This window comes from Methanosarcina siciliae T4/M (genome assembly GCF_000970085.1).
GTDB lineage: Archaea > Halobacteriota > Methanosarcinia > Methanosarcinales > Methanosarcinaceae > Methanosarcina > Methanosarcina siciliae.
The window spans coordinates 308,914-322,099 of the sequence record NZ_CP009506.1; the positions used below are offsets into that span (position 1 = coordinate 308,914).

12 protein-coding genes are annotated in these 13,186 nt (G+C 43.3%); 8 read left to right on the forward strand and 4 right to left on the reverse strand.

Going from position 1 to position 13,186, the window contains the following annotated elements:
• Positions 1 to 21: 21 nt before the first annotated feature.
• From MSSIT_RS01420 to MSSIT_RS01435, 4 genes are all read left to right on the forward strand, one after another.
• A complete protein-coding gene (locus tag MSSIT_RS01420) occupies positions 22 to 774 on the forward strand; it encodes a formylmethanofuran dehydrogenase subunit C (RefSeq protein ID WP_269430798.1) in 753 nt (250 codons plus the stop codon).
• Between the two features lie 10 nt (positions 775 to 784).
• Positions 785 to 1,174: a molybdopterin dinucleotide binding domain-containing protein gene (locus MSSIT_RS01425; RefSeq protein ID WP_048174417.1), complete on the forward strand. Its 390-nt coding sequence runs from the start codon at positions 785 to 787 to the stop codon at positions 1,172 to 1,174.
• 2 nt (positions 1,175 to 1,176) lie between these two features.
• A complete protein-coding gene (locus tag MSSIT_RS01430) occupies positions 1,177 to 2,478 on the forward strand; it encodes a formylmethanofuran dehydrogenase subunit B (protein WP_048169397.1) in 1,302 nt (433 codons plus the stop codon).
• A 418-nt stretch (positions 2,479 to 2,896) separates the two neighbouring features.
• Positions 2,897 to 3,646: an SIMPL domain-containing protein gene (locus MSSIT_RS01435; protein ID WP_048169399.1), complete on the forward strand. Its 750-nt coding sequence runs from the start codon at positions 2,897 to 2,899 to the stop codon at positions 3,644 to 3,646.
• 751 nt (positions 3,647 to 4,397) lie between these two features.
• Here the strand turns inward: MSSIT_RS01435 and MSSIT_RS01445 are convergent.
• Both MSSIT_RS01445 and MSSIT_RS01450 read right to left on the reverse strand, forming a co-directional pair.
• The gene (locus MSSIT_RS01445) at positions 4,398 to 5,405 is read right to left on the reverse strand and encodes a GNAT family N-acetyltransferase (protein WP_048174418.1); all 1,008 of its coding nucleotides are present in this window, start codon (positions 5,403 to 5,405) and stop codon (positions 4,398 to 4,400) included.
• 181 nt (positions 5,406 to 5,586) lie between these two features.
• Complete coding sequence (locus MSSIT_RS01450; protein WP_048174419.1) at positions 5,587 to 6,291, reverse strand: class I SAM-dependent methyltransferase; 705 nt, start codon at positions 6,289 to 6,291, stop codon at positions 5,587 to 5,589.
• A gap of 612 nt (positions 6,292 to 6,903) precedes the next feature.
• Between MSSIT_RS01450 and MSSIT_RS01460 the strand changes: the two genes are divergently transcribed.
• The 4 genes from MSSIT_RS01460 (at position 6,904) to MSSIT_RS01475 (ending at position 10,867) form a co-directional block, all read left to right on the forward strand.
• Entirely contained in the window at positions 6,904 to 7,908 is a 1,005-nt protein-coding gene (locus MSSIT_RS01460) for a hypothetical protein (protein ID WP_048169405.1), read from the forward strand.
• A 116-nt stretch (positions 7,909 to 8,024) separates the two neighbouring features.
• Positions 8,025 to 8,960, forward strand: a complete 936-nt coding sequence (locus MSSIT_RS01465; protein WP_048169408.1) for a hypothetical protein — start codon at positions 8,025 to 8,027, stop codon at positions 8,958 to 8,960.
• A gap of 307 nt (positions 8,961 to 9,267) precedes the next feature.
• Positions 9,268 to 9,882 (forward strand): phosphoribosylglycinamide formyltransferase, encoded by a 615-nt coding sequence (gene purN, locus MSSIT_RS01470; RefSeq protein ID WP_048169410.1) that lies wholly within the window; start codon positions 9,268 to 9,270, stop codon positions 9,880 to 9,882.
• Between the two features lie 130 nt (positions 9,883 to 10,012).
• The gene (locus MSSIT_RS01475; RefSeq protein WP_048169412.1) at positions 10,013 to 10,867 is read left to right on the forward strand and encodes a Cof-type HAD-IIB family hydrolase; all 855 of its coding nucleotides are present in this window, start codon (positions 10,013 to 10,015) and stop codon (positions 10,865 to 10,867) included.
• 267 nt (positions 10,868 to 11,134) lie between these two features.
• Here MSSIT_RS01475 and MSSIT_RS23880 read toward each other — a convergent pair whose 3' ends face one another.
• Positions 11,135 to 11,692: a hypothetical protein gene (locus MSSIT_RS23880; protein WP_052721468.1), complete on the reverse strand. Its 558-nt coding sequence runs from the start codon at positions 11,690 to 11,692 to the stop codon at positions 11,135 to 11,137.
• Positions 11,693 to 12,272: 580 nt separating this feature from the next.
• Complete coding sequence (locus MSSIT_RS01485) at positions 12,273 to 13,178, reverse strand: Rossmann-like domain-containing protein (RefSeq protein WP_187151844.1); 906 nt, start codon at positions 13,176 to 13,178, stop codon at positions 12,273 to 12,275.
• Positions 13,179 to 13,186 lie beyond the last annotated feature (8 nt).

Here is a 13,186-nt window from a genome sequence, read left to right on the forward strand (position 1 = left end):
GACATTAAACTGGAAGCAGACGTGATTACTCCTGACTCCTTTGCAGGCAAAAGTGCAGAAGAAATAGGAATGCTTTCCGTCTGGCAGGGGCCTACAACCTATCCTCTTTCCGATTTCTTTGAAGTAACAGGCAATGCAGGCAGTTCTGCCGCCGAGACCCTGGTCCGCATAAAAGGCGATGCAATGAGGATCAAAAGGATCGGAGAAGGCATGAGTGCAGGTAAAATTGAAATTGAGGGCTCTGCAGGTATGCATGTCGGGACCGGGATGAAAGGAGGCGAGATCGTCGTTTACGGAGATGCCGATTCCTGGGCTGGCATGGAAATGCTTGGTGGGCTCCTTCACATCAAGGGCAATGCCGGGGACCATGTGGGCTGTGCTTACAGAGGCAAGTGGCACGGCATGAAAGGCGGGTGCATAATTATCGGAGGCTCGGCCCGGCACCAGCTCGGCGGTGGCATGGACGGCGGCGAAATTCTGGTGGAAGGCAATGTTGAAGGCTTCTGCGGGATTCGCCAGAACGGCGGGCTCATTGTCGTAAAAGGCGGGGCTCTTCGCACAGTTGGAGTGGAAATGGCAGGCGGAACCATAGTTGTCGGGGGAAAAATTCAGCGCTTCTCCCCGGGTTTCGAATTTGTGTCCATGGAAAACAAAGTCACTTCGGGTGAGACTGAGATAATAGGCGAGTTTAAGAAGTTCACAGGGGACTATGCGATCAGCAAGAGGGCAAAAGGAGCTCTCTATGTGTCTGCAGATGCAAACCCGGAGCTCTGAGGTGAGAGTTATGGAAGTATTACTCATTACCGGAAGTACGATTGACGAAGGCAGGCTTGCCAAAGGGGGGGACAAGTTCACGGATGATTACACCATGGAATGTGCATCCTGCTGGATTTCTCCTGCGGATTTCGTGTCCCTCTGTTCCCCTGCTAAAGTAAAGGTAACAAGCAGGGACGGGAAACATTCGATTGTTGTTTATTCTAAATGTACGGATTCGGTCCAGCCTGGACAGGTGTTCATGCCGAGGGCTATCTGGTCGAATGTTGTCATCGATCCCGATACCCTTTCCACGGGTTCCCCTCTCTATAAGGGTGCCCCGGTAAATGTTGAGCCATCGGGAGAAGAGGTTCTCAGCGCCGAAGATGTAGTGCTGAAAGTTTATATCGGAGGGCAGTGAGCATGATTTACAAAAACATAGTCTGTCCTGTGTGCGGGGCAGCCTGTGATGATATCCAGGTTGAGTACGGGGACGGAAAGATTGAGGCCAGAAACGCATGTAAAATGGGGAATGCCAAGTTCAAGGAAGTCGTAAGTTCCCACAGAATCAGGCAGCCTCTTATCAAAGATGGTGGAAAACTGACCCCTGCAGCCTGGGACGAAGCTCTCGAGAGAGCTGCCGATATCCTCGTCTCGGCAAAGCGCCCCCTCCTTTTCATGGGCAGTGAGACTTCCTGCGAAGCCCATGAAATCGGGCTCAAGATCGGGGAATACCTGGGTGCACTTGTTGACTCAAACGCAACTATCTGCCATGGCCCGACAGCAATGGGGATCCAGGAGTCCGGAAAAGTCGGTGCAACCGAAGGGCAGAAGAAAAACAGAGGCGACCTCATTGTCTACTGGGGAACCAATCCTCTCGAGTCCATGCCCAGGCAGATGTCCAGGTACGGGGTTTTCCCGAGAGGTTACTGGACCAAACGCGGGCGTTTTGACCGTACGGTCATCACTGTGGACCCGAGAAGAACTCCTACGGCTGTTGCTTCCGATCTGCACGTGCAGCTTAAACCCAGCTCGGACTACGAACTTGCAAGTGCTCTCCTCACCATGCTCCACGGGAAAACTCCTCACCCTTCAGTAGAAGAAATCACAGGAGTCCCGATCCCGGTCATGGAAGAGATGCTCGATATGATGAAGAACTGCAACTTCGGAGCCATTTCCGTAGGTCTCGGGCTCTCCTCTTCCATTGGAAAGCACAGGAATGCCGAAATTGCAATGAACCTGGTAAAGGAGCTGAACAACTACTCCAAGTTCACTCTCGGAGCTCTCAGAGGCCACTGCAACGTTGCAGGTTTTAACCAGGTCGCTTCTTACATGTACGGTTACCCCTTCGGGCTCGACTTCATGCGCGGACACCCGCGGTACAACCCCGGAGAATACACAACTGTGGACGTGCTGAGGGAAAAAGACGTGGATGCGGCCCTTGTGATGTGTGCCGACCTTGTCTGCCACATCCCTGCAGACTGTGCAGCCTATCTTGCCGAAATCCCGATGGTCTGCCTGGACATTGCTCCCTGTCCGAGTACAGCCGCTTCGGATGTTGTGCTCCCGGGAGTCATTGACGCCATGGAATGTGACGGGACTTTCTACAGGCTCGACGATGTCGCAGTGCACTTCGAACCCTTCACAAGCTCTCCCTTCGAGTTTACGAAGAGCAACGAAGATACCCTGAAGCAGCTCTTTGAGAAGATAAAAACAAGAAAGTAAGTTAGGTCTGCTTTCACGGATTCTCTATTTAAGGATAGTGCAAACAGACAGATGGTGTGAGAGTGATGAAAAGCTCTCACCTTTTTTTCTTTCCAGTTTCCTGTGGATACAATACCAAAACTACGGATCCTGATTGATATTGTTCAGTAAGTAATATTGTTCAGTAAGATCTTGGCTTTGTACAAACTCCCTAAATTCTGATAAATTTTTTACAAATCCCCTTTTCTATCTTTCACCCAATTTCCTCTTTTCATTACTTCTGTATATTTTTTCCTTCGATATCAGGCGACTGCCATAACTGCGGCCGTAGTCGAAGTTTAGGTAATTCTTTAATATGTGCGGGTACATTTATTACTTGCTAGAACTAGCTGAATTGTCAGTCAAAAGTTAAAAAGCATTGAAAAAGGAGTATGTGAAAATGTCACAGGAAAATAAAAACGATAAATCTTATTATGTTATCATTGCGCTATCAGTTGTTCTGGTGCTAATGTCAGCAACGATATACGCCATTTCACAGAACGGGTCCGAAAAGGGCACGGAAAATACTATTTCCATGAGTGGGTATGCTGAACAGAAAGTTGTTCCTGACACGGCAACATTGAACATAGGGGTTGTAGTTCAGTCTGAAACTGCAAAGGAAGCATCGGATGAAAATGCAGCCCTTATGAGCGCCGTAATAGCAGAACTCAAAGCAATGGGCCTTCAGGACAGGGAAATAAAGACCTCCTATGTTTACGTGTACCCGGTATATAACTACGAGAACGAACGAACAATCACAGGTTACTCTGCATCCAACAGCGTGCAGATCACAACCACAAATCTCGACAACCTGAGTGAGATCATTGACAGGTCCACAGCCGCCGGAGCTAATGAAATCGGAAGCATTTCCTTCTCGGTCTCAGATGATATGCAAAAGCAGCTTCGTGAAGACCTGATGAACGAGGCAGTAACCGATGCATCATCAAAAGCCACTGCACTTGCTAAGAGCCTGGGGGTTGAGGTTACTGGCGTGAAAGCCTCGTCCATAAGTGAAAACGGCGGTTCCAGAGTCTATTACGATTACGATATTGCAACGGAAGAAATGGGTTCAGGTGCGGTTTCCACTCCTGTCCAGCCAGGCGAGTCTACTGTTTCAATGTCAGTACAGGTCACGTATTATATTGAATAAGAAATCCTATCATTAAAAATTGGGCTAAGCGGTTTGAACACAAGCGTACAGGTGATCAGAAGTTGCAGACAACGAATGCTGTTTGCAACTTCCCAGGTCAATGTGTCTTTTTGAATATTTCAATCAAAAAATGTAAAATTACTGGATTCTGGAATGGGGTCAAAATCCCTACTTTTATATTTTTTAAGGAAATTTGGTGGTCCCTTATTAATCGGTTGACATTATCCGGATATCCGAAACCGGGGTTTTTTGTTTTATTGATTCTACTCCTTGCAGGCTGAACCTGTCTCGTCTGCACCATAAAAGAGGAACAGACTAATTCATGTCTTGACCCGGGGGATTTCATTAAAATTCACAGATACATATAAGCGCTTCCGCCAGCTTGTAAGCGTCTCCACCAGCTTGTCTGGCGGCCTTCACAAAAGGAAAAAAGCAAAAAACAGGAATTATAGGGCTTTCCGGTCACTTTTAGCTGTTATTTTCCGTTCCATTAATTTTTTTATTTGCTAGCTTTTATTTCTTCTTTTTTCTTTTTAGTCTATTTGGGAAAGACCGCTCTCCTGCGTCGAGCGGGACAAGAACGGCAGAATATAGTGAATATGGTTGTACGAATCAGAATACCCTGAATTTTAGTCCGCTTGAACGAGCGAAAGCGAGTGAAACGGACCGCGTACTCCCGAGGCGCAATTCGGGTGGCGCAACTAGGGATATCAACCATATAATGGTGGATGACCGGAAATTTCGTTTTCTATCAATAAGTTTCCTTATGAAGGGTTTTATACAAGGTTTTCGCGATTGAATATTTTTTGCTCTCCAGGGTCACGTTATAGTATGGAATTAGCTTCGGGGAAAAACCCATTATAAAATCCACAAATGTGGGAACATTTGCTGCCATTACGTTCATGTATTCGAAGTTTCGGGATTTCAGGTCAAGAAATTCATTATAATACAGAAGAGCATTTGAGCCCAGATGGCCAAAATCCGGGTTCAGGGCTGAGGTCCAGATTACAGCGCATTTCTTTCCGTAAAGATTTAAGTGGGCTGCAACAGCTTCATCCTCGGGAGTCTCTGAGACAAACATGTATCCAATGTCTTTTGCCTTAATCAAATTAAAAACTCTTTCATAGAACCCTCCTGGTAAGGGTGGTTTTAAATTCCGTTTTTCGTAAGCCGATGAAAGCAGACGGTAATATGTTTCAGGGTCGTTTGAGATTCTCGTTTTAAGCCCGGCTTCGTCTGCACTTTTAAGTTCCAGCCGCCTTTCCATTGAAAGGTTGTTGTCTGCGTTTTCTTTAAGATTAAGATAATGGGTATAACGTACAGCAGAATTCCATCCATTCCACGTAAACGGTCTTATGTCCTCAAATCCCGGAGAGAACGTAAGATGAATGCTGTCAAATCCCTGCCTGCAGAGAAATTCCCTGAGAGAATTGAGGATTTCGTGAGTTTCCTGTGCCTGTTTACTTGCTTTGGAGCTGGCACTCTCTTTCATAAGAGGTCCACTGTAGCTGGTCATATTACAGGTTGAAGTTGCCACTTTCAACATTCCTTTGATATCTTTTATAAAAAGAGGGCATCCTCCCACAAGCTCTCCTTTTCTGAAACAACCGTAGATTTTAAAATCTTTTGACAGGGCATCCCTGCAGATTTCCAGCCAGTCACTTGTGTGAAAAAGCGTACCGGCTTGAGCTTTTTCTACAAGCAAGTTCCATTCTTTGTATTCGGATGGCAATAATTCCCTGACTTCAATTTCGCCCATTTTAAGCTCCATATAAATAGGTGATAAGCTCCATACAAATAGATAATATTCTTATCTGTGATGAATGACTCAGTTCCGATATCTGTGGTAAAGTGAATGCTATTCGTTAACAAAAAATAAAATGAATTTTTAAGTTCATCTGCCGAAGGCAAGTTTAATTCGATCTTCATCTGAATAGCGTTTAACTTCGGAATATTATTGCATGATATTTGTATTCGTAATACATTGATTGTACACAAATCATTTCAAAACCATTTTTATTTGAAATTTTTTTAATTTTATTGGGATAATGGGAATACCCCAAAATATCTCTTGGGCGTCTTTTCAAGCTTGACGATATTGAATTTTTAACCCCGCAAACCGCTTTGGATAATATTTTCCGGCAACTTTTATCCTGTGAAAACAGTCCCATTCTCCATAAGGGGTATAAGCGAGGGTCCAGCATGTCAAATAATACTATTTTACCTCCTTCATTAAGATATTTTGATGCATTGAAAATAAAATCATCAATTTCTTGATATGTCAGGTATTGAAATACTCCGGCTGCAGTTATTCTATCGAAGGAAGAGTCCAGCTTGTCCCAGACAGTTTTGTCGTCAGCCAGGATTAAAGTTGTATTTTTACAATTTCTGGCCCTTATTCTTTTGCTTGCTTCCTCAAGCATGGAGGGGGAAAAGTCAACTCCTATCGTCTTTTCATATTCCTGTGCATAATAAACCAGAAGCTCTCCGGCTCCGCACCCAAAGTCAAGAAGGATTTTTCCGCCATCCAGGTGGAATAATTTTTCCTTTGCTTCCATAGCAAGAAATTCCTCAGCTGAAGATCTGTGGCCTCCGCTTCTCTTATCTGCAAAAAACTCTTCCCATACATTTTTTGGTTTCAAAATCTCATTTTCATATCCTGCGGACCTGTTTTTTTCATATACTCCAGACACTTCATTTTCATGCCCCACCAACATATTTTTAGATGCCCCCAAATTTTGCTTTTTTATACCCCTTCCACACACCCTAAAATTGCCATATTGTCAGTTCTCTTAGTTATTCTCCCCAAAATAACTGAAAACTGTAAAAATATACTAAAAAGTTTTATTTTATATATTCGTATATATAAATTTCTCTAGTGGCTGAAGTATCTTCAAATTTGTTTTTTAATACTCATTATTCACCGACTTCATCTTTCTCCTCGTTTATAAATATTAATGTCTTCCCAATTTGTCCAGAACTTGAATCCATCTAGTTTCAAAAAAATGTGTATCTTTTGAGTCATAATTTCTCGTTTTAAGTGCATTAGTATATAATTAGAAAATTTAAAAAGTATTTTATGCTCTACCAGCATCTCATTTAAGGAACTCTTGCAGTTGAGATGTAAAGCCAGTAACATAAAACTCCAACCTGTCTAAACATTTCATTTTTACAAACTAGCGAGGGATTGCTTTTGAAATTCTTTTTAAGCAATAATCGAAGTCCAAACTCTAAAACAACCCTGAGGTCTGGTTAAAATGCTCAAAAGAAGGAACATTGGCAAATGGCTGGTGCTTACATTATTTATTTGTTTTTTATTATCTGGTTCTGCAAGTGCCGATGAAAACGAATTGAATGACTCCGAAGCTAATGAAATCTCTGCTTCTATACAGGAATTTGCAAATGACCCCTCTTTCATAGCCTACAGGGGAACCATACCGGAAACAATTGACCAGGAGTGGAAAAATTCAATTGTAGATTGCTGGCTAAATCTTAACCGAATAGGGCCTTCATATTCCGAATTTGATCGCGCTATAAAAAGCGTTGCTGCCAGTGATGTAATTATAGTTGAACTGGGCTCTGCTTATAAAGGAGAAGTAGATGACTCAAGAATTGACGAGATGTACCAGAAAATTGAGGATTATTGTGAAGAACAGGAGGGAATAAGTGAGATCCCTGTGGTCTTTATGTGGGCATGGGATGAAGAGGATCTCCCGTTACCGGACTATGGGCCCCAGATTTTTGAAGAAGCTAGGAAGAATCCATTGTTCGTAGCTGCTCGTGGGACAATGCCTGTAATTACAGATGCGAGTGAAAAAGTGGAATGGACAGATTCACTTGTCCAGTGTAGTCGGTCACTTGGTGACCCTTATAATACCGATACAGGAATTATGCCGTATTTTGTCGAATTCGGGGGTCCTGTGAGTAGTTTTGGAACCGATATAAATGGATATTTAGCAGTAGGTTTCGAAGGATACAGTTCAGAAAAAGTAAATGAATCGTTAATTGATGAAATATATCAGGTAATAGACGAAAGCTGTGAGCAGGAAGGCATAAGTGAAGTACCGGTCGTTTTTGAGTATATAGGATACATAACAGAAGATATAGCGGTTGAAGGACCGTATGTGAATGAAAGCAATGATACTAACTTATCAGGTAATAAAGACGAGAGCACTGGCAATGAGACAACCAATCAAACACCTGGCTTTACTTCAATAATGCTAGTCCTGAGCTTATTGTTTTTGGTTAAAACAAGAAAGTAGAACTTGCATATTAAGCAGGTTCCTCAAAAAGGATTTTTTTTAATAGTTATTGCTGAAATAGTTATACTCTGCATACTGGATTCTCTACAGTAAATAATTATTTGGGGTGAGATCGAATGAATATGCGTAATAAACTACCTTTGGATAAAGTTTGCCTGGTAATTATTCTGGGGCTTGCAATGGTGATATTTTTTTCCGGATGTGCGGAAAATAAGGTTTCAGCTGCTGAAGAACTCAATACTTCTTCTCTACTTATTAATAACGCTGATTTAAAAGTTGAAAGTGCAATTTCAGATATGGATGACGGCACCTATACTTCTGCAAAGAGCAAACTCAAGGCTGCAAGAGTGGATTATGAGGAGGCTTTAAAAATCCTCAATAATGCTTCTTCGGATTATGAAGAGGAAACTCAGTATATTGAAAGATATACGACTTTTGCAGAGGTTGGGCTGGATAGTGTTAATTCTTCCGAAAATATCGTTCTTGCGACGGAGCATCTTGATAAATGTATAGCATATTTAAGTTCGGAAGATCTCGACCTGAGCAGAAAAGAGCTTCACAAAGCAAATGAAGCTTTAAACAACTCTATCGTTTATCTGCGTTCGGCAAAAGAAAAAATTTCTCCTATTGACCCTGATTCAGTACCTGTAGAAGAGAAAAGTTACATTATTATTCTAAAAGATAGTATCGAAACTAGCGAGAAAATGGGCTTGGAACTTAAGGAAATAACAAATGGAATGTATCCATACCTGGATGGGGCCGGGCATTTATTCGATGCGGAAGAATATCTCAAAGCTGAAGAATGGGATAAAGCTGCTGATGAGTTTGCTAACTCTTCTGTAAAGTTTTCCGAATCGAAGAAAAGCCTGGAAAAACTTAAAGATTCAGAGTACTCGGAAATTTCAGTAGGGGCAATTGAAATTTGTGGAGTCATTACACAATTTGAAAAAGATTTGCCGTGTCTTGAAGCTGGCTGCAGATATATGGAAAATGGCAGTTATTATCAGGCAAACGCAGAATTCAGCAAGCTTTTTTACCTTAGTTCCATATAATAAGCACATAATTTTCCATGCATCTTCGGTTAGGTGATGAATCAGGATAAATTTCCCCTATTTCACAGAAGTTCCCCAAAATATTCATTGATTTGAAGTTGGTATTGAATATCGGTTTCAGGATTTGTGTTGTAATCCGGGGCTATTTTGGGTTCGAAATCGATAGCATACAGACAAGAAAATTTAGCCGATGACCGGTGATATTAATCTATAAGTTCGCCTGCCAGATGAAAGATATATGACATCGGCTGCAAATATGACCGTGCTGTCTGGCGCTGATTAAATCCCACAGCCGGGGTTATAAATTATGATAAGTGAAAATACAGCGAAACTGCATATCGCAATATTTGCTTCCCATACAGGAACCAATATGCAGGCAATTATTGATGCTTGCAGAAGAGGGGATTTGAATGGGAAAGTATGTGCTGTTATAAGCAACAACTCAAATTCGCAAGCACTGGAGAAGGCAAGAATAGCAGGAGTCTCTGAATATCACCTAAGCAATAAAACGTATCCGGAAGAAGATGAATTGGATGAAGCAATATGTAAAGTACTAACTGAAAGTGGTGCAGACATAGTTGCCCTTGCCGGGTACATGAAAAAGCTGGGCCCTAAGGTTTTGAAACAGTACAGAGGACGTATACTCAACATTCATCCTTCACTCTTGCCCAAATACGGCGGCAAAGGGATGTATGGGACCTACGTGCACGAAGCGGTTATCGGTGCGGGAGAGAAAACAACGGGAGTTACAATTCATCTGGTAGAAGAGGAATATGATACGGGAAAAATAATTCGGCAATGTGAAATTGAGGTCCTGGGGGGTGATACGATAGATACCCTGTCAAAAAGGGTTCTTGAAAGAGAACACGCCTTCTATGTGGAGACCTTGAAACTAATAAGTGAAGGTGTAATTAAACTGTAATGATAAAAACGGCAATGACAGGTGATTCTTTCAGCCCCGGTGTCCTTGCAGCCTGGCAGCCGAGGGGCATATACAACGTCTTCGTGCATTAGTGCGGATAAGCGGGTTCAACTGAGAAAGGAATGGTCGAATGCCTGAAATCTATATATCTGATTTGGATGGTACTTTGCTTCAGAATAATGCTACATTATCAGATTTTGCTGCAGAAAACTTGACGAGATTATTAAATGGGGACTTAAATTTTACAATTGCCACAGCAAGAAGTGTAGTCTCTGTTCAACAAATATTAAAGTATTTACCTTTGAAGCTTCCTGTCATAGAGTTCAATGGGGCATTTATCAGTGATTTTGAGACGGGCAGACATTTAATTATTAATGATATTCCAGGAGATATTAAGGAAGAGATATTCGAGCATATTTTACAGTATAATCTTACTCCCTTCATATCCAGTTTTAATGGTACTGAAGATTGCTTATATTATGAACAGGTTGAAAATGAAGGTATGGAATGGTATGTAAACAGCAGGATAAGGGCAAACGATAAGCGACTAAGGAAAGCGATTCTGCGAGAAACCCTTGTTGAGAATGTTGTATGCTTTACTGTTGTGGATAAACTAGATAATTTGCTTGAGCTAACAAATCTGCTACAAGAAAAATATACAAGACAGATTGAAATCCATCTAATGGAAAACCAATATTCTCCGGGCTGGTATTGGCTCACCATACACGATTGCAAGGCAACAAAAGACCAGGCGATTGGTCTTCTTCTAAAGCAATATGGATTTCGATTAAACGACTTAACTGTATTCGGAGATAACGCAAACGATATCAAGATGTTCAAATTAGCCAGGCATAAAATAGCCGTTAGTAATGCAAAACCGGAGTTAAAGAAATATGCAACTCGGATTATTGGAACAAACGAAGAAGATAGTGTTGTAAAGTACATTATGGGTAATTATAAGGACGGTAGTCCATTCCCGCGCTGAAGATTAGGAATATACGCCTCATGGTCTATGCCTCATATGCCTCACGGTCTATGCCTCATATTTCATAGAACTGAGTTTTGCAATTTCAGGTGCAGGGTGATGTATTTTAGGGGTGAGCTCCATATAATTGCAATTTGCTGCGAGGGACAAGGGTAAGAATTCAGGGTTGGAAAATTCCTCCGGTTCCTGCGGGAAATACAATTTCCTTGAAATAAAAGAGTAGCCTTTGTAAGGCTACCTGAATGTTTCTTCCTGGTCCGGCCTTACTTAGGCTGTAAGGGGAATCAGTTTTCCTCCATCGGTCAGGGTATATGTCTCTCCACCAAGCCAGTTGTTCGTGTTTTCATTTGAGTCGTAGTAAATGGTGTAGCCGTTGTCTTTGATGTTGGACAGAGTAGTATCCTCATCTATCAGGCTCTTCAGGTAAGAGGTTCCTGTCACGTTCCATGTACTGGTTGAGTCCAGGGTCAGGGCCACGGAACCTCCTGCATTTTCCTCGTTGATTACTCCGGTCAGGGAAGTACCGTTCTGCAGTATAACCGTGACAGAGCTGATATTATCACAGGTAACGTCCCCGTTGAGGAGCTCGTCCTCTGCTGTCAGGGTCACAATTCCGCCGTTTGAGCCTGTATCGCCCCACCTGTCGGCACTTGCTGACAGGAGAATGCCTGATGTAGCATTTAATTCAGCCCCGTTCAATTTGATCTCCGAGTCTGTGTTTGTGATATAAAACAGGGGTCCAATTGATGTTGTGAGGGAACCGCCGTTCATTTCAAAGACACTGGTACCAACTTCGGCATCTCCGGAGAAACTCTGGTACAGCATAACTCCGCAGCTTGCATCGTCCGACTGGACTAATAGGGTAACATTTGTCAGATTTATGGAGTTTTTACCTTCTATTACTGCAGCTTCCGATCCTGCCGAGACGCCGGTGGTATCAGAAACCGTAATATCTCCGGTCGAATAGATGCATGGAGATCCGGATCCTGCGGTGAACAGAGTTCCGTCTGTAAAGGTTATTGTTCCGCCTCCGCGGTCCGTTGCAATGGATGCACAGTGCTGCCCCTGGGTGGAGATATTTACATCCGTACAGGTTATAGTACCTCCAACGGTTGCATCTACTCCGCGTGAGCCGTCTTCGCTGGTCTCAATCGTGACATTGGAGAGAGTGATTGAAGACCCGGAGCCCGTGGTAAATACGGCATTTGCTCCATTGGCGTTTGTGGTGACTTTGCCAGAATAAACCTTAATAATTAGCTTTAAATCTTAATATATCCTTATTAAAGCTTTATTCTTTGTCAGCGGGACCCATTCCGGTCAACTAGGGGGCGATTTGCGGAGTTGTACTTCTGCAGTTCACGGTCCTTTTAGGCTGTTGTCCTTTCTAAAAAGGACTTTTGACCTGTTATTCGTTTCTTCTGAACGCCACTTTCTCTCCGCAGTATTTGTGTAATTTCTTAGTGCCTCCCGCCTCACTGACCACTGTTAGCATTGTCCGGGGGTCAATAATTCGGGTCCCCATCACTGCTGTAATTCCCTTTTCGAAGAAGGGTTCGGGGTAGAGAGGAGCAGTTGGACCGAGCAGGACAACTTCTCTTGCTGCCCCACGGAAGGAAAGGAGTTCATCAAAGGTCCCGTTGGCGAGGGTACTTGCACTGAGGATGATCACATCCGATGAGGGGAGGATTTCTCTGGCTTTTTCCGAAGAGAGTGTCCTGGCTTGAGGAGATTCGATTTCACGCTTTTCCAGGATCGTGAGTTTCCCGGTTATTTTCAGGATTTTCGGGACGAGAGGTCCGAAATAACCTACCATTGCCACTCTGTCTTCAGGTTTTACAAGGTCCAGGATGTCCGAGTAGGAGCGCCGGAAGTGTTCGGGTTCCAGGTCCCGCAGCATGTGGGAAAGCGCATTTGCGGTTGCAATCCCGACCGCGGCTTCAAGGGTTTTTCCCGACAGGGCAAGTTCGAGCAACTTATCCGCAGTTTTTCCTTTCAGGGTTTCCGTAAAACCCAGGGCAGGGCAGCAGGAAAACTCGTAGAGGGGGGTGCAGGCAACACCTCCGTAGTTTTCGGAAAGCAGGACTCCTGTATAGGCAAGTCCTATCCTGACATCCTTTACTTCGATTTCTTCAAGGGCAGGGCCCAGGTCGTTTTTAAGTGCAGCTACAAGGGCGGGCAGGATTCCTGTTTCTTCCCCCATTCCTTCCTCTGCCCTTTCCCTTCTTTCAATTCCTGTCATTCTTCTCTCCTTTTTTCCTTTTTCTTCTTTTTCCGGGAGCTTTACCCTTCCGAGATATTCTGTTTCCGGCATGCTGCTAC